The sequence below is a fragment of the Streptomyces thermolilacinus SPC6 genome (genome assembly GCF_000478605.2).
GTDB classification, from domain to species: domain Bacteria; phylum Actinomycetota; class Actinomycetes; order Streptomycetales; family Streptomycetaceae; genus Streptomyces; species Streptomyces thermolilacinus.
The window spans coordinates 2,660,363-2,675,272 of the sequence record NZ_ASHX02000001.1 but is presented as its reverse complement, the minus strand read 5'-3'; the positions used below and the strand labels follow the sequence as shown (position 1 = coordinate 2,675,272).

General features: G+C 73.5%; 14 protein-coding genes. 5 read left to right on the top strand and 9 right to left on the bottom strand.

Annotation, left to right across the window (positions count from 1 at the left end; genetic code table 11):
* Positions 1 to 85: 85 nt before the first annotated feature.
* Positions 86 to 1,084 (top strand): porphobilinogen synthase, encoded by a 999-nt coding sequence (hemB, locus tag J116_RS11315; protein WP_023587187.1) that lies wholly within the window; start codon positions 86 to 88, stop codon positions 1,082 to 1,084.
* A 49-nt stretch (positions 1,085 to 1,133) separates the two neighbouring features.
* Here hemB and J116_RS11310 read toward each other — a convergent pair whose 3' ends face one another.
* The 6 genes from J116_RS11310 to J116_RS11285 all read right to left on the bottom strand — a co-directional run bounded on the left by J116_RS11310 (position 1,134) and on the right by J116_RS11285 (position 5,256).
* Positions 1,134 to 1,880 (bottom strand): hypothetical protein, encoded by a 747-nt coding sequence (locus tag J116_RS11310; RefSeq protein ID WP_023587186.1) that lies wholly within the window; start codon positions 1,878 to 1,880, stop codon positions 1,134 to 1,136.
* A complete protein-coding gene (locus J116_RS11305) occupies positions 1,877 to 2,422 on the bottom strand; it encodes a SigE family RNA polymerase sigma factor (protein ID WP_023587185.1) in 546 nt (181 codons plus the stop codon). Before J116_RS11305 ends, J116_RS11310 begins: the two co-directional genes overlap by 4 nt.
* Before the next feature lie 87 nt (positions 2,423 to 2,509).
* Entirely contained in the window at positions 2,510 to 3,127 is a 618-nt protein-coding gene (locus J116_RS11300; protein WP_023587184.1) for a hypothetical protein, read from the bottom strand.
* A gap of 108 nt (positions 3,128 to 3,235) precedes the next feature.
* Positions 3,236 to 3,772: an SRPBCC family protein gene (locus J116_RS11295; protein ID WP_023587183.1), complete on the bottom strand. Its 537-nt coding sequence runs from the start codon at positions 3,770 to 3,772 to the stop codon at positions 3,236 to 3,238.
* Between the two features lie 52 nt (positions 3,773 to 3,824).
* On the bottom strand, positions 3,825 to 4,634 hold the full coding sequence (locus tag J116_RS11290; protein WP_023587182.1) for an ATP nucleotide 3'-pyrophosphokinase: 810 nt from the start codon (positions 4,632 to 4,634) through the stop codon (positions 3,825 to 3,827).
* Between the two features lie 190 nt (positions 4,635 to 4,824).
* Positions 4,825 to 5,256, bottom strand: a complete 432-nt coding sequence (locus J116_RS11285; protein WP_023587181.1) for a VOC family protein — start codon at positions 5,254 to 5,256, stop codon at positions 4,825 to 4,827.
* Between the two features lie 205 nt (positions 5,257 to 5,461).
* Here J116_RS11285 and J116_RS11280 point away from each other — a divergent pair, with 205 nt between their 5' ends.
* On the top strand, positions 5,462 to 5,731 hold the full coding sequence (locus J116_RS11280) for a DUF1876 domain-containing protein (RefSeq protein ID WP_023587180.1): 270 nt from the start codon (positions 5,462 to 5,464) through the stop codon (positions 5,729 to 5,731).
* Between the two features lie 186 nt (positions 5,732 to 5,917).
* Here J116_RS11280 and J116_RS11275 read toward each other — a convergent pair whose 3' ends face one another.
* On the bottom strand, positions 5,918 to 6,676 hold the full coding sequence (locus tag J116_RS11275; RefSeq protein ID WP_023587179.1) for a DUF4232 domain-containing protein: 759 nt from the start codon (positions 6,674 to 6,676) through the stop codon (positions 5,918 to 5,920).
* Positions 6,677 to 6,974: 298 nt separating this feature from the next.
* Between J116_RS11275 and J116_RS11270 the strand changes: the two genes are divergently transcribed.
* The gene (locus tag J116_RS11270; protein ID WP_023587177.1) at positions 6,975 to 8,447 is read left to right on the top strand and encodes a helix-turn-helix domain-containing protein; all 1,473 of its coding nucleotides are present in this window, start codon (positions 6,975 to 6,977) and stop codon (positions 8,445 to 8,447) included.
* Positions 8,448 to 8,591: 144 nt separating this feature from the next.
* Here the strand turns inward: J116_RS11270 and argS are convergent, their stop codons facing one another.
* Entirely contained in the window at positions 8,592 to 10,379 is a 1,788-nt protein-coding gene (gene argS, locus J116_RS11265) for an arginine--tRNA ligase (protein WP_023587176.1), read from the bottom strand.
* A 285-nt stretch (positions 10,380 to 10,664) separates the two neighbouring features.
* Between argS and lysS the strand changes: the two genes are divergently transcribed.
* Positions 10,665 to 12,416 carry a lysine--tRNA ligase gene (gene lysS, locus J116_RS11260; RefSeq protein WP_023587175.1) on the top strand — a complete coding sequence of 584 codons (1,752 nt, stop codon included), beginning with the start codon at positions 10,665 to 10,667 and terminating at the stop codon, positions 12,414 to 12,416.
* A gap of 146 nt (positions 12,417 to 12,562) precedes the next feature.
* A complete protein-coding gene (locus tag J116_RS11255; RefSeq protein WP_023587174.1) occupies positions 12,563 to 12,772 on the top strand; it encodes a hypothetical protein in 210 nt (69 codons plus the stop codon).
* Positions 12,773 to 13,266: 494 nt separating this feature from the next.
* Here J116_RS11255 and J116_RS11250 read toward each other — a convergent pair whose 3' ends face one another.
* On the bottom strand, positions 13,267 to 14,901 hold the full coding sequence (locus J116_RS11250; RefSeq protein WP_023587173.1) for a DUF2637 domain-containing protein: 1,635 nt from the start codon (positions 14,899 to 14,901) through the stop codon (positions 13,267 to 13,269).
* Positions 14,902 to 14,910: the final 9 nt, after the last annotated feature.

The following is a 14,910-nucleotide window of genomic DNA, read 5'->3' as shown; positions in this document are numbered from 1 at the left end:
CGGGCGGCCCGCGTGAAGGGGCGAGGGGGGCCGCGCCGACTGGGTGTTGGTAAAGGCACGGGTGGGGCGGGCGTAGCGTGAAGGCATGACTGTCTACGGTTCCTTCCCCGGGGCGCGCCCGCGGCGGCTGCGTACCACGCCCGCGATGCGGCGGATGGTCGCGGAGACCCGCCTGCACCCCGCCGACCTGATCCTGCCCGCCTTCGTCCGCGAGGGGGTCTCCGAGCCGGTGCCGATCCAGGCCATGCCGGGTGTCGTGCAGCACTCGCGGGACACGCTGCGGAAGGCCGCGGTGGAGGCCGTCGAGGCGGGCGTCTCGGGGATCATGCTGTTCGGCGTGCCCGAGGAGGCCAAGAAGGACGCGGCCGGTACGGCCGGGACCGACCCGGACGGCATCCTCCAGGTCGCCATCCGGGACGTGCGTGCCGAGGTCGGCGACGACCTGGTGATCATGTCGGACCTGTGCCTGGACGAGTACACCGACCACGGGCACTGCGGCGTCCTCGACGCGGACGGCCGCGTGGACAACGACGCCACGCTGGAGCGGTACGCCGAGATGGCGCAGGTCCAGGCCGACGCGGGCGTCCACGTGGTGGGCCCCAGCGGCATGATGGACGGCCAGGTCGGCGTGGTCCGGGACGCCCTGGACACGATCGGCAAGGAAGACGTGGCGATCCTGGCGTACACCGCCAAGTACGCCTCCGCCTTCTACGGCCCGTTCCGCGAGGCCGTCGGCTCCTCGCTGCGCGGCGACCGCAAGACGTACCAGCAGGACGCCGCGAACGCCCGCGAGTCGCTGCGCGAGCTGGCGCTCGACCTGGACGAGGGCGCCGACATGGTGATGGTGAAGCCCGCGGGCCCGTACCTGGACATCCTGGCGAAGGTCGCGGACGCGGTGGACGTGCCCGTCGCGGCGTACCAGATCAGCGGCGAGTACGCGATGATCGAGGCCGCGGCGGAGAAGGGCTGGATCGACCGGGACGCGGCGATCCTGGAGTCCCTCACGGGCATCCGCCGGGCGGGCGCGCAGATGATCCTCACCTACTGGGCCACCGAGGCCGCCCAGCGACTGGGCCGGGCCTGACGGAGAGGGGTGCGCCCCGGTCGCCGTCGCGGCAGCGTGGCGGCGGGGGCTACCTGGGGGGAAAGCTGGTGATCAGCCTGCCCGTCGTGTCGTAGACGTCCAGCTGGTCGCTGCCGACACCGCCGTCCGGGGCGGGCGGGGTCGTGACGTACCAGACGCCCCAGCCCGGCTTGCCGGGGAGTTCCAGGAGGGCGGCGGTGGTCCTGCGGCCCGCGGCGTCGGTGAGTTCGACGCGGCCGACGTTCCTCGTGCCGTAGTAGAGGCCCGAGTGGAAGGTGCGCTCGCGGTCGCCTTCCGACTGGTGGCTGATGCCGGGGCTGGTCATGTCGATGTTGCCGTCGCTGACGCTGCGGACGTTCTCGTACCCGTCCGGGCCCTTCCAGTGCTTGCCGCTCCTCGTCAGCCAGACCGTCCAGCCGCCGCCCGCGTCCACCCGCTCGCCCGGCGCCACGATCCTCGGCGGGGCCGGCGGCTCCGGCGGGCGGGACGGGTTCGAGGAGGGGCCGGGGGTGGTGGCCCGCTCCTGGGCCGGCACCGGGGGCCGCGCCGCATCGGGGGCGGCCGGGCGGGACAGGACCTGCGTCAGGGTGAGCGTCACCGCCGTCACCGCCAGTGCGCAGCCCGTCGTCAGGGCCGTCGCGCGGCGGCGGCGATGGGCGCGGCCCGCCCGCTCGATGGCCTCCAGCGGGATGAGCGGCGGGGTCACGGCGCGGGCCGCTTCGCAGAATGCCGCGCGGAGCGCCCGGGCGGTGTCGGCCGCCTCGGACTCCGCACGCGTCGGGGGTTCGGGGGTCATCGCTGGGCTCCGGGGGAGGCGGGGGACGCGGGAATGCCGGGGGCGAGTACGGGATGGGCGCGCAGGGCCTCCAGTCCACGCCGGGCGTGGGTCTTGACCGTGCCGAGCGAGCAGTTCAGCACCTCCGCGATGTCCTGCTCGTTCAGGTCCTCCCAGTACCGCAGCACCATCACGGCGCGCTGGCGCGGGGACAGGTCCGCGAGCGCCGCCATGAGCGTGGCGCGCTGGTCGATCGCGTCGGCGTGGCCCTCGTGGGCGTGGCGGGCGGTGTCCGGCAGTAACGGTGTCAGCAGGTGCACGACGCGCTTGCGGCGCAGTCTGCTGAGGTTGTTGTTGACGAGGGCGCGGCGCACATAGAGGTCCATCTCGTCGCGGGGCACCTTCGACCAGCGGCTGTACACCTTGGCCAGCGTCGTCTGGACCAGGTCCTCCGCCTCGTGGTGGTCGCCGGTGAGCAGGCGGGCCGTGCGGACCAGGCGGGGCCAGGCCGCCGTGGCGAAGTCGGCGAAGTCGGTGGCCTCGGAGCCGGACTCGTGCGGCACGGTGCGGAACCTCGCGTTCGTACGGCGGTGGGGTGGTGCTGCGGCAGGGCCCGCCCCGTGTCGGGCCCTGCCACAGGTCGGGGTGGGTCAGACGGGGAAGGCGGGCAGCTCGGCGATGAGCTTGCCCGTACGGTCGTACAGGGCCACGCCCAGGCCGCCCGGGTCCGTCGCGGGCGGCGTGCTCACGTACCAGGCGCCCCAGCCGGGCTTGCCGGGCAGCTCCACCAGCGCCGCGCGGGCCCGGGTGCCGTCGGCGGCGACCAGCTCGACGCGGGCGGCCTTCTTGGTGCCGTAGTACACGCCCGAGTGGAACACGCCGGTCGCGTCGCCCTGCGACTGGTGGCTGACGCCCGGGCGGCTCAGGTCGATGTTGCCGTCCACGACACTGCGGAAGTTCTCGTAGCCGTCGGGGCCCGCCCAGTGCTTGCCCTCGCGGGTCAGCCACAGCGTCCAGCCGTCTCGGGCGTCGATCCGCTCACCGGGCTGGATGATCCGGACGGAGGGGGTTGTGGGCCGGGTCTGCTGGGCCTGCTGTGCCTGGTGGGTGTGGGGCTGGGGCGCCTGCCGGGGCAGCTGGGGCGCGGGGTGGGCGGCGGGGGCGTTTTCGGTGGCGTGGGTCGCGTGGGTGGCGTACGCCCCGGTCGGCACTCCCACCAGCACGGCGGCGACGGCAGCGGCCGCCGCGTACTTCTTCGTCCGGGTCATGGGTGCGGGTCTCCTCGGGAACTGCGGGTGGACTCGACGGAGGGGCGCCTCTCCACCCGTACAAACCCCGGTCGCGGCAGACCCGGATGACACCGCGACGGGGATTTCTCAGCCGGTCCGTTCCTCCGCGAGCGCCTTGACGCCCCGGAGGGTGGCGGCCATGTTCGCGCGGAGCTCGGCCAGGCGGGCGGCGACGATGGCCTCCTCGCGGTCCGGGGCGCGGTCGATGGCGAGGCTGACGCCGGAACGGGCCGGGCCCAGGCGGACGGTGTGGCGCAGGAGGGTGGTGCCGCCGGGAGCGGGCGACAGGTCGAAGCGCCAGGTCGCGAGCGGGTGCCGCGGGTCGGGGTCCTTGTCGCCGAAGCGGCCGTCCGGGTCGGTGACGGCCCAGACGAAGGAGCGGTGCTCGACCAGTTCGCGCACATGGGAGTGGGTGCGCCAGGTGCCGAGGAGGGGATGGCTGTTGTGGCCCTCGAAGCGGGCGCCGGGGGCGGGCGCGGTGGCGCCGTCCAGCCAGGTGGCGCGCTGGAGTTCGGGGCTCAGCCGGGCGGGGAGGCCGATGTCCGTCACCACGGACCAGACGCGGGCGGGGGGTGCGGCTATGGGCGTCTCGGCGGTCGCGGTGGGGCCGTCTGCGTAGCGCATGGGGGCATCGTAGGGCGGCCCGCCGGGGTGGCGGACCGCCTTCTCGCTTGGGTCAGTTGGAGGCGGTCGCCGCCTTTGCGCGCTGCGGCTGGGGCTGGTGGGGGACGGCGGGGGCCGGCGCGGTCAGGCGGTCGGCGCCTTCGGGGACCGGTACGGAGGCGAAGATGGCGTTCTGCTGCTCCTGGAGCCGCTTCTTCCGCTCGGGCGAGGTGCCGGGGAGGCGCTGCTCCTCGTACAGCTTGTGGGTCTCCTCCTGCGCCCACTTGCTGGCGGGCGTGTGGAACTGGATCTCGAAGCGCATGCCCGAACGGGGCGCCCGCCAGGCCGAGTTGACGCCCTTGTAGCCGGAGCTGCCCCAGGTGTTCTTCCAGCGGACGCTGTCGTTGCCCCAGGCGGCGAGGTGGGACGACGCGGCGATAACGCCGGTCGTGTAGCGCGCGTCGGGCCACTGGAGGGTGTAGCGGACGGCGTCGTTGATGGTGGCGAGGGTCGCCTCGACGCTCTGGCCGGGCGCCTCCTTCATGGCGGTGGCGACCTTGCGCTTGAGGGAGTCGGGCGACTTGAGGCGGTTTTCGAAGCCGATCAGCTCGGCGTCGGTGAGCCAGGCGGCGGCGCGGACCTGGGGGCTGATGGTGCGTTCGGCCTGGCGGGCGTCGGCGATGAACGCGTCGACCTTGGCGTTGTCGGTGGCGTTCAGGTGCAGGCCGTCCTGCTGCCAGCCGTCCTTGGTCTTGGTGGTGGTCTGTGCTGGTGCCGGGACTGTCGTCGTTGCCGCGGTGGCGGTGGTGGGTGCGCACAGGGCGAGCGCGGAAGCGAGGGCGGTGGCGGCGACGGCCCGGGGGAGGGCGCGTGGGGTGTTCACCTGGTGGTGTCCTCTCCGGTGGGGGTGTTTCCGGAGGGACAACCACGGGAGGGGGCCCGGGGATGCGGGGCGTCACGGGGCGGGTCGGGGTCGTGGGGTGGTCAGGTGGGGGGGGTACGAACCGGGGTGTGGTGGACGGGTCCGCCCGGCCGTGCGGGTTCCGGGCGGGCCCGCCCCCGGAGCCGTGTCCCTACCGTTCCGACAGCTCGGCCGGGGCCTCCTGGACGAGCCAGCCGTTGCCGTCCGGGTCCTCGAAGGACATGAACGAGTTCCAGGTGTCGCCCTTGCCCTCCTCCCAGCCCGTCGCGCCGAGGCGCATGACCGGGGAGACCCGCACGCCCCGTTCCACGAGCCCGGCGCGGGCCGCTTCGATGTCGGTGACGCACAGCTGGAGGCCGTGCAGCGACCCCGGCTCCGACTTCCTGGTGCCGGGCATCTGCGGCATCCCGCTCAGCAGGGCGATCGAGCAGCGCGAGCCCGGCGGGGTCGCCTGGATGACCCGGATGCCCGGCGCCACCTCGCTGTCCAGGTCGATCCTGAAGCCGCACTTCTCGCCGTAGAACTCCTTCGCCCGGTCCAGGTCGGTCACCGGGACCGGGACGACTTCGAGGGTCATGTTCACGTGGATCTCCTCACGGCAGGGGCGCGCCCGCGGGCAGCGGGGCGGTACCACCGTCGCCCATGGACCGCCCGTACCGCACGCCCGACCCGCCCGGTCCGACCGCACGCCGGACCCGCCGGCCGGGCCCGTCCCCGGGGGCGGTGGCCGGAGGGCGGAGTGCGGGGAATCGGAGCACCCTGGAAGGGAGGTACTGGAGGTGTTCCGTATGCACACGCTAGTCGGATGGCACGTCGATATGGAGTTCCAGGAGGACGGCAACCGGACCAAGGCCGCCGCGCTCGTGCGGCTCGGGGACGGGACCGAGGTGCGGGGGCACGGGCAGGCCCAGCGCCACCCGTCCGACTCCGGGCAGCTGCGGGTCGGCGAGGAGATCGCGGGCGCCCGCGCGCTGATGGACATCGCCACGCAGCTGCTGCAGAAGGCGCATGTGGAGATCGACGACGCGAAGGGGAAGCCGTCGCACCCGCTGATCTGAGGCGCCGGGCCGGCCGCCGGATGGGCCCGCCGCCGGATGGCCGCCGGCCGCCGGATGGGCGCCGGCCGGAGCGTGGGGGCTGGGGCCAGGGGGCCGGGGGCCGGGGCACGTCGGGTGGCTGCTCCCGGCCGGAGCGGGCCGGGGATGTGTGGGTGTCCCGCCCCGCGCCGCGCTCCCGGGCCTTTCTCAGTACATGAGGGCGTCGTCCAGACCGCTCTGCCAGTACGTGACGGCCGCGTCGTCCGTCTTGTACGTGTCCGCCGGGAGCGTCACCGTGGCCGGTGAGCCGACGGAGCCGGACCCGTCACGCGGGGCGAACAGGACGCTGAGCCGCCGGGTGACCCGGCCGTTCGCCTCCTCCGGGGCGCGCTCGCCGCTCAGGATGACCCCCGCGTGGGCCGACTCGCCGGGGGCCAGGGTCACCACGGCCTGCGGCTTGCTGCTCTCGACGAGCCGGGGCGTGGCCTGCTCGTCGTCGAAGCGGAGGAGCGGGGCCGCGTACGCAAGGCAGGTGCGGGAGCCGGTGTTCGTGGCGGTGATCAGCAGGTGGTTGATCGGCCGGCTCGGCCTGGTGACGGTCACCTTCGTGTTGCCGCCGGTGCAGGTGACGAACGGGGCCGGGTCGATCGAGGTGCCGTTCTTGGCGGCGGAGGCGGCGGGCTTCGGCTTGGGCTCGGTGCTGTCGCCGGTCCGGCCGGTGTCCTTGCCGGTGCCGGTGTGGCCGCTGTTGTCGTTGTTGGCCGGGGTGGTGGGGCTGCCGGTCCTGCCGCCGGTCGTGCCGGGCTGGGTGGTGCCCGCGGGGGATGCGGCGCCCGCCGGGGCGGGGGCGGCGGCGGGCGCCGGGGCGGCGTCGGCGCCTTCGCCGTTCTGGCAGGCGGTGAGCGAGAGCGCGGCCAGGAGGGCGGTCACGGCGGTGGTGGTGGTCCGGGTGCGGAAGGTGCGCATGGTGGTTCGTACTCCCCGTTTGGTATCGGTCAATGACGGTTGATCAGTGCGAGGACGATCGCCGTGCAGACGGCCAGTACGCCGAAGGCACAGACATCGACGAGGTCCAGGCGGCGGTCCGACCGCATCGGTGCTCCCGTCTTCGGTGGCGCTGGACACACCGTGCCGAGCCGCGTGATCCCGGGGCAATGTCCAGGGGACAATGGGGGACGCTGGAACGCTGGAACGGCTCTGACCTGCACGGTTGGTGGGTGCCTGGAACGCGTTCCTGGGACGGCGCGACGGAGGGGGAACACGGATGGGCACCGGTCCGGACGGCTTCGCGGACGCGTTACGGGGGCTCAAGGAGCGCTCCGGGCTCAGTTACGGCGCCCTCGCCGGGCGCGCGCACATGAGCACCTCGACGCTGCACCGCTACTGCAACGGCGACGCCGTGCCGACGGAGTTCGCCCCTGTGGAACGGCTCGCGCGGCTGTGCGGGGCGTCGCGGGACGAGATGATCGCCCTGCACCGGCGCTGGATCGTCGCCGACGAGGCCAGGCGTCGGAGCCGTACCGCTCCGACGGGAATCCCCGAGCCGAACGGCCCCGCCGAACCGGCCCCCTCAGCCGCCGCAGCCGTTGAGCGCGGCAACGGCACGGCCACCGCACCCACCGCACCCACCGCGCCCGAGCCCGCCGAGCCCGAGCCCACAGCACCCGAGCCCGGGAACACCAGCACCGAGCCCACCCGCTCCAGCCCCGAATCCGAGCCCGAGCCCCCCGAATCCGAGCCCGAGCCCGTCGCCGTCCTCGTGCCCGCCTCGTCGCGGGCGTCCGGCGATGACCGGGAGCGGCGACGGCGGGTCCGGCTGGCCGCCGCCGTGGCCGCCGTCGTGGCGCTGACCGCCTCCGCCGCACTCACCATGGCCCTGCACTCGGATACGTCGAAGGGCACCGTCCACGCGAACGGCGGCCCGCACACCGCGAGCACCGGCCCCTTGGGGCCAACCCACCCCACCGGTACGAGCCCTGCCGCGTCTCCCACGCCGACCGCCTCCGCCTCCGGCACCCCCGGCCCCTCCGCCACCACGAGCCCCACCTTCACCGCGCCAAGCGTGACCGCGCGGCCGGGCGGGTCCGCGCCGGACCGGCGGGACGGCGGCGTACCGCTGACCGTGGACGTGCGCCCGTACGTCTGGCGGGACCCGTGCAGTCAGGTGTACGTGGTGGACCGGCCGCACACCCGGATGCCGCCGCCGCCCTCGGAGCAGGGTGCGCGCGGCTGGGTCACCGGTCTCGGCGGGGTGCCGGGCGGCGACATGCTGATGGAGCTGACCGTCCAGGGCACGGGCGAGGAGACGGTGGTGCTGCACGCCCTGCACGTGCGGGTGGTGGAGAAGAGCGCGCCGCTGCCGTGGAACGCGTACACGATGGGCGTGGGCTGCGGCGGGGACATGACGCCCATGAGCCTGGACGTCAACCTGGACGCGGCGCGTCCGCGCACCGTGCCAGTCGCGGGGCAGCAGGGCGACAGGGAGATCCCGGCGGGTGACTTCCCGTACAAGGTGTCGGCGGACGACCCGCAGATGCTGCGGGTGACGGCGCACACGGCCGGGCACTCGGTGCGCTGGTACCTGGAGCTGGAGTGGAGCAGCGGGGGCCGACGGGGCACGCTGCTGATCGACGACCGGGGGCGGCCGTTCGCGACGAGCGCGACCACGGGGCGGCCCATGTTCGACTACCCGCTGGGCGGTGGTGCGTGGATTCCCCACACGCCGGACGAGGGCTGAGACCCTCCCCGCCCCCGCTCGGCCGCGCCGCAGGCTGACCGGCCCCGTCCGGTCGCCGCGCTGTGCGGGCGCGGCGACCCGACAGGGGGCACCGGCGGCTACGGGCGGGCCGGGAGCATCAGAGCCGCCCCCGGCCGGGAGGCGTCAGAGCCGCTCGGGCGTGCGGATGCCCAGGAGGGCCATGCCCTTGCTGAGCGTCCGCGCCGTCAGGTCGCACAGGAACAGCCGGTTCTCCACCTGCTCCGGCGTCGGGGCCTTCAGGACCGGGCACTCGGCGTAGAACGTCGTCAGCAGCGACGCCAGCTGGTACAGGTACGCGGCGAGCTTGTGCGGCTCGTACGACGCGGCCACCTCGGCGAGCGTCTCCCCGAACTGGTCGAGGTGCAGGCCGAGCGCGCGCTCCGCCGGGGCCAGCTCCAGCTCCGCGTGCGCGGCCGGCTTCGCGTCACCCGCCTTGCGGGCGATGGACCGGGTACGGGCGTAGGCGTACTGGAGGTACACCGAGGTGTCGCCGTTCAACGACACCATCTGGTCCAGGTCGAACTTGTAGTCACGCGACGCGGACGTGGACAGGTCCGCGTACTTGATCGCGCCGATGCCGACCTGGGCGCCGCGCTCCACGATCTCCTCCTCGGTGAGCCGCTGGTCCTCGGGCAGGCTCTCGGCCTTCTCCCGGACGACCGCCGAGGCGCGTTCGATCGCCTCGTCCAGCAGGTCCACGAGCCGGACCGTCTCGCCCTCACGGGTCTTGAACGGCTTGCCGTCCTTGCCGAGGACCGTGCCGAACGCGAGCTGGACGGCCTTCACGTCGTCGCCCAGCCAGCCCGCCCGGCGCGCCGTCTCGAAGACCATCTTGAAGTGCAGCGACTGCCGCGCGTCCACCACGTACAGCAGCGTGCTCGCGCCGAGGTTCCGCACCCGGTCGCGGATCGCGGACAGGTCCGTCGCCGCGTAGCCGTACCCGCCGTTCGACTTGCGGACGATCAGCGGGACCGGCTGGCCGTCCGGGCCCTTCACGTCCTCGAAGAACACGCACAGCGCGCCCTCCGAGCGGACCGCGACACCCGACTCCTCCAGGAGGCGGCACGTCTCGTCCAGCATGTCGTTGTAACCGGACTCGCCGACCACGTCCGGGTCGTGGATCTCCATGTCCAGCTTGTTGAAGACCGAGTAGAAGTAGATCTTCGACTCGTCCACGAAGCGCTGCCACAGCCGCAGCGTCTCCGGGTCGCCGGACTGGAGGAGGACGACCCGGTCGCGGGAGCGCGCCTTGAACTCCTCGTCCGAGTCGAACAGCGCGCGGGACGCCTTGTACAGCCGGTTCAGGTTCGACATGGCCTCCTCGCCGGAGACCTCCGTGTCGTCCGTGTCCGCCTTGTGGTCCAACTCGTGCGGGTGCTCGATCAGGTACTGGATGAGCATGCCGAACTGGGTGCCCCAGTCGCCGATGTGGTGGCGGCGGATCACCTTCTCACCGGCGAACTCCAGGATCTGCACCATCGCGTCGCCGATGACGGCGGACCGCAGGTGCCCGACGTGCATCTCCTTCGCCACGTTCGGCTGGGCGTAGTCGATGACCGTCGTGCCGGGCTTCTCCGCGAACGGCACGCCGAGCCGGTCGTCGGCGGCGCGGGCCGCCAGCGTCTCCACGATGGCCCGGTCGCCGACCGTGATGTTGAGGAAGCCGGGGCCTGAGACCTCGACGTCCTTCAGCACGTCGTCCGCCGGGAGCGCCTCGACGACCTTCGTCGCCAGCTCGCGCGGATTGCCCTTGAGCTTCTTCGCGAGCGCCAGGATGCCGTTGGCCTGGAAGTCGGCCCGGTCGCTACGTCGCAGCAGCGGGTCGGCGGAACCGGCCTCCGGCAGTGCTGCCGAGAGGGCGTCCGCGAGGCGCTGCTGCACGGTCGAAGCGAGGGAAGGGACCGAGGCCATGAGCTTCCGTTCCTGTGTCGGGGTCGTGTGTGTGTCCGGTGTCCGGGCGGCCGGGCATCCGGGGTGTCCGGAGGCTGTCCGTGTGGTGCTTTTCCGGTTGTCAAGTGTCCCACGGTCGAGCAACCTCTTTCCCACGGCTTTCCCAGTCTGTGGACAACTCCGGCCGCGGAGGAAGGCCGCCTGTGGACAACCTCCGGTCAGGTTGTTCCGTCTGGGAGAATGGCCGAGGGGCGACACCGCCCCGGGACCAGCCCTTCGAAACCCGCAGAGAACAACACCAAGGACGTGCCGATCGTGGCTCAGAGCAGCACCGAGACCGACTGGGTCTCCCGTTTCGCGGACGAGGTCATCGCCGAGTCGGAGCGACGTGCGCCTGGCAAACCGGTCGTCGTCGCCTCCGGCCTCTCCCCGTCCGGCCCCATCCACCTCGGCAACCTCCGCGAGGTCATGACCCCGCACCTGGTGGCCGACGAGATCCGCCGCCGCGGGCACGAGGTCCGGCACCTGATCTCCTGGGACGACTACGACCGCTACCGCAAGGTGCCGGCCGGTGTCCCGGGCGTGGACGACTCCTGGGCCGAGCACATCGGCAAGCCCCTGACGTCCGTCCCTGCCCCGGCCGGCTCCCCGTACGGGAACTGGGCGGAGCACTTCAAGGCCGCCATGGTCGAGTCGCTCGCCGAGCTGGGCGTCGAGTTCGACGGCATCAGCCAGACCGAGCAGTACACGAGCGGCGCCTACCGCGCGCAGATCCTGCACGCGATGAAGCACCGCGCGGAGATCGACGCGATCCTCGACCGGTACCGGACGAAGGACAAGGCCACCGGCCAGCCCAAGGCGCAGAAGCAGAAGCAGCAGAAGCCGGTGGACGAGGCCGAGCTCGAGGCCGCCGAGGGCTCCGGCGCGGCCAGCGAGGACGACGGCTCGGGCGGCGCGGGCGGGTACTACCCGTACAAGCCGTACTGCGGCCGCTGCGAGCGGGACCTCACGACCGTCACGTCGTACGACGACGACACGACCGAGCTGTCGTACAGCTGCGTGTGCGGCTTCTCCGAGACGGTGCTGCTGAACGAGTTCGACCGCGGCAAGCTGGTCTGGAAGGTCGACTGGCCGATGCGCTGGGCCTACGAGGGCGTGATCTTCGAGCCCAGCGGCGTGGACCACTCCTCGCCCGGTTCGTCGTTCGTCGTCGGCGGCCAGATCGTCCGCGAGGTCTTCGACGGCGTCCAGCCGATCGGCCCGATGTACGCCTTCGTCGGCATCTCCGGCATGGCGAAGATGTCGTCGTCCAAGGGCGGCGTGCCCACCCCGGCGGACGCGCTGAAGATCATGGAGGCGCCGCTGCTGCGCTGGCTGTACGCGCGCCGCAAGCCGAACCAGTCCTTCAAGATCGCGTTCGACCAGGAGATCCAGCGGCTCTACGACGAGTGGGACAAGCTGGAGGCCAAGGTCGCGGACGGCACGGCGCTGCCCGCCGACGCCGCCGCGCACTCACGGGCGGTGCGCAGCGCCGCCGGTGAGCTGCCGCGCACGCCGCGCCCGCTCCCGTACCGGACGCTCGCCTCGGTCGTGGACATCACGGCCGGCCACGACGAGCAGACGCTGCGCATCCTGAGCGAGCTGGACCCGGAGAACCCGCTGTCGTCGCTGGACGAGGCGCGGCCGCGGCTGGACCGCGCGGAGAACTGGATCACCACGCAGGTCCCCGCCGAGGCCCGCACCATCGTGCGCGACGAGCCGGACACGGAGCTGCTGGGCTCCCTCGACGACCAGGGCCGCGAGTCGCTGCGGCTCCTGCTGGAGGGCCTGGACAGCCACTGGTCGCTGGACGGTCTGACGACGCTGGTCTACGGCGTGCCGAAGGTCATGGCCGGGCTCGACCCGGAGGCGAAGCCGACGCCCGAGCTGAAGACGGCACAGCGGGACTTCTTCGCCCTGCTGTACCGCCTGCTGGTCAGCCGGGACACGGGCCCGCGCCTCCCGACGCTGCTCCTGGCGGTCGGCGCGGAGCGCGTGCGCAAGCTGCTGGGCGCGTGACATCCGGGGCCCGGTGCCCCGAATGACGTACGAAGGGCCTCACCTCGCGGGGTGGGGCCCTTCGGCGTTCCTGCACCGTTCGGATGACTCCGGGTTCCGCCCCGCGTACGACGTGGTCGGCGGGGTGGCCACGAGAGCCTTTCGGCATGAGGGAACTCGTGGGGCTTCTGGGCTGGTTCATGGGCGCGCAGGGCGTGCTGGGCATCGCGGGCCGCGTCTACCGGGGCGAGCCGTGGGGGGTGCTCCAGCAGTGGTGGGACCTGCCGACGCCGGTGTACGTGGCCCTCGCCGTGGCCGGAGCCGCCCTCGCCTTGTACGGGGAGACGGGGAAGCGGGGGAGGGCGGGGGCCGACTGACGCGGCCGGGGGTGTGGTGGGTGCGTGCGGTGGAACGGGAGCGGCCGGGCGGCGGGTTGGGGTGCCGCCACCGGGGGTGTGGCTTTGGGCGGGGGCGGGCCCGGGCCCGCGCGGGCTGGGGTTGGCGGGGCCTGCGGTGGGTTGGGGTGGCCGGCGCGCCGGGGGTGGCGAGGCCTGCGGCGGGCCAGGGCGGGCCAGGGCGGGCCAGGGCGGGCCAGGGGTGGCGGGCCTGTGCGGGCCCGCGCCGGGGGAGGCGGGCTTTGGGCGGGTGCGGGCCTCTGGCGGGCCGGGGGCATTGGGCGGGCCCGGGTGCCGTGGGTGTTGCGGCTGGGCGCAACCTTCTCGGCCGGGGCGGTGTTCCTATTGGTGACGGGGGAGCACGCCGGGCCGGTGGCTTTCCGGCATCCGATGGACGACGACCGTTGGGGGCTCCGGTGGGCCGGGGCACGTCGGGGCGGTGGGCGCCGCCGCTGCGCGCGTTCCGGGGGCGGGGGTCAGGCGATGTGGTTCTCCTTCAGCTCCGCGTCGTAGCGGGTCCTGAAGTTGGTGAGCACGCGGCGGAGCATCGGGATGGCACGGGAGTGCCGGAGGCCGTACGCGTTGGCGAGGTGATGGACCAGGGCGTCGGCGGTCGGCTCGGCGCCGTGCTCGTCCACGTACGCCTGGAACGCCTCGTACGCCGCGTGGAGGTACTCAGCGTCGTTCACCTCGGGAAGGACCTCGGCCGATGTGTCGGCGTACGGCCTCCCCTCGACGCTGGGCGGTTCGGCGGGGAGCTGCTCGGTGCGGGGCTGCTCGGCGTGCGTTGCCGGGCCGTACGGGCCCGCCTGGGCGGTCTCGTGGGGCGGCTTGGGCGCCGCGAACCAGGGGCTGACGTGGCTGGCGGGTTCGGGGTGGGCCGGCTCCGGGGCCGGTTTGGTCTGGGGCGCCTGCCGCTCCGGGGCGGGGCGCTGGTGGGAGGGTTCGGGGGCCGCCACCCGGGCCGGTTCGGGCGCCTCGGCGTGGCGGGCCTGGGCCGGGTGCGGCTGGAGGTACGGGTGGGCCTGCTGGTGCTGCTCCGGGGCAGTGGCCTGGGGGCCTACCTGGCCCTGGACTGAGGCTTCGGCAGGCGAGGTGGCCTGGGCCGGGACCGGGGGCTGGGCCTGGGCCTGCGCCTGGAGCTGGGGCTGCTGCTGCGTCGGGGGCTGCGCCTGGGCGTGGGGCTGGACCTGGGCGTGGGACTGGGCCGGGGGCTCGGGCTGCGGCTGGGCCTCGGGCTGTGTCTTGACCAGCGCGTGCGGCTGGGCCTGGTGCGGAGCCGCCTGCTCGTGCTCGGCCGGCTGCGGGGTCGCCGCCTGGGGGAGTTCCGCCACGGGGGCGGCCGCCAGGGGTGCCGGCGCCTCGGCCGTCGCCAGAGCGGCGGGTGCCTCCTGGGCGACCGGGTTCGGGGGCAGCAGGACCGGTTCGATGCCCGCCGCCGCCAGGCCCGCCGGGGCGGTCTCCGCCAGCGGGACGCCGTACTTCGCGAGGCGCAGCGGCATCAGCGCCTCCACGGGCGCCTTGCGCCGCCAGGCGCGGCCGAACCGGGCCTGGAGGCGCGCCTGGTAGATCAGCCGGTCCTGCTCAAGCTTGATCACCTGGTCGTACGACCGCAGCTCCCACAGCTTCATCCGCCGCCACAGCCGGAACGTCGGCACGGGCGACAGCAGCCAGCGGGTGAGCCGTACGCCCTCCATGTGCTTGTCGGCCGTGATGTCCGCGATCCGGCCCACCGCGTGGCGGGCGGCCTCGACGGCCACGACGAACAGCATCGGGATGACGGCGTGCATGCCCACACCGAGCGGGTCCGGCCAGGCCGCGGCGCCGTTGAAGGCGATCGTCGCGGCGGTCAGCAGCCACGCCGTCTGCCGCAGCAGCGGGAACGGGATGCGCAGCCAGGTCAGCAGCAGGTCGAGCGCGAGCAGGACGCAGATACCGGCGTCGATGCCGATGGGGAAGACCAGGGAGAAGTCGCCGAAACCTTTCTTCTCCGCCAGCTCCCGCACCGCCGCGTACGAGCCCGCGAAACCGATCCCCGCGATGACCAGGGCACCGGCGACCACGACACCGATCAAAACGCGGTGCGTCCGTGTCAGTTGCATCGCGGCCACCCGCGGTCC

Coding starts and splice junctions, on each gene's coding strand:
- hemB (WP_023587187.1), top strand. CDS start 86: ATGACTGTCTACGGTTCCTTCCCCGGGGCGCGCCCGCGGCGGCTGCGT.
- J116_RS11310 (WP_023587186.1), bottom strand. CDS start 1,880: ATGACCCCCGAACCCCCGACGCGTGCGGAGTCCGAGGCGGCCGACACC.
- J116_RS11300 (WP_023587184.1), bottom strand. CDS start 3,127: ATGACCCGGACGAAGAAGTACGCGGCGGCCGCTGCCGTCGCCGCCGTG.
- J116_RS11295 (WP_023587183.1), bottom strand. CDS start 3,772: ATGCGCTACGCAGACGGCCCCACCGCGACCGCCGAGACGCCCATAGCC.
- J116_RS11280 (WP_023587180.1), top strand. CDS start 5,462: ATGCACACGCTAGTCGGATGGCACGTCGATATGGAGTTCCAGGAGGAC.
- J116_RS11275 (WP_023587179.1), bottom strand. CDS start 6,676: ATGCGCACCTTCCGCACCCGGACCACCACCACCGCCGTGACCGCCCTC.
- J116_RS11270 (WP_023587177.1), top strand. CDS start 6,975: ATGGGCACCGGTCCGGACGGCTTCGCGGACGCGTTACGGGGGCTCAAG.
- argS (WP_023587176.1), bottom strand. CDS start 10,379: ATGGCCTCGGTCCCTTCCCTCGCTTCGACCGTGCAGCAGCGCCTCGCG.
- J116_RS11255 (WP_023587174.1), top strand. CDS start 12,563: ATGAGGGAACTCGTGGGGCTTCTGGGCTGGTTCATGGGCGCGCAGGGC.